Source organism: Thauera butanivorans NBRC 103042 (genome assembly GCF_001591165.1).
GTDB lineage: Bacteria > Pseudomonadota > Gammaproteobacteria > Burkholderiales > Rhodocyclaceae > Thauera > Thauera butanivorans.
On the sequence record NZ_BCUG01000139.1, the window covers coordinates 1 to 969 of the forward strand.

Here is a 969-nt window from a genome sequence, read left to right on the forward strand (position 1 = left end):
TTCAAAGGAGAACACCCCATGGCTAGTCACACTCCCGGCGCCCCCGTCTTCGCCGCCCCCGCCGAACTGCCCGACTGGGCACAGCGCTCGGTCGATCTCGCCAACCCGCGCCTGGGCGCCAAGGCGATCGCCGTCTCCGACGATTTCTTCGCCGAAGTCTCACGCATGCTCAACCCCGAACCCGCCCAGTTCGTCCCCGGCAAGTTCGATACCAACGGCAAGTGGATGGACGGCTGGGAGTCCCGCCGCAAGCGCGTCGCCGGCCATGACTGGGCCATCGTCCGGCTCGGCGTCAAGGGCCTCATCCGCGGCTTCGACATCGATACGTCGCACTTCACCGGCAACTATCCGCCCGCCGTCTCCATCGACGCTTGCGTGGCCGGGTCCGACGACGCCGAGACCCTCAAGGCCGCCGACTGGACCGAGATCCTGCCCGCCACCCCCTGCGGTCCGAACAGCCACCACATCGTCGAGTGCGCCAGCACCCAGGCCTGGACCCACCTGCGGGTGAACATGTATCCGGACGGCGGTATCGCCCGGCTGCGCGTCTATGGCCGCCCGGTGGGTTCGCTGGCCGCCGCGGCCGGCGAACTGGTCGATCTGGTGGCGATGGAGAATGGCGGACGCGCGGTGTCGTGGAACGATGCGAGTTTCGGTTCCTCGGCCGCCGCGCTGCTGCTGCCCGGCCGTGGCATGAACATGGGCGATGGCTGGGAGACCCGCCGCCGCCGCGAGCCGGGCAACGATTGGTGCGTGCTCGAGCTGGGCGCGCCCGGCACGGTCGAGAAGATCGAGGTCGATACCGCTTTCTTCAAGGGCAACTACCCGGATCGCTGCTCGGTCCAGGCCGCCTACGTCACCGGCGGGACCGACCGCTCGATCACCACCCAATCGATGTTCTGGCAGACCTTGCTGCCCGAGCAAAAACTCGAGATGGATGCGATCCATACTTTCACCGAGCAGCTCGCC

The 969-nt window shown here is 67.7% G+C and carries 1 protein-coding gene; it reads left to right on the forward strand.

The window, feature by feature from the left end:
- Positions 1 to 18 precede the first annotated feature (18 nt).
- Positions 19 to 969: allantoicase (alc, locus tag TBU01S_RS22705; RefSeq protein ID WP_068639740.1), on the forward strand; the 951-nt coding region annotated here is incomplete at its 3' end.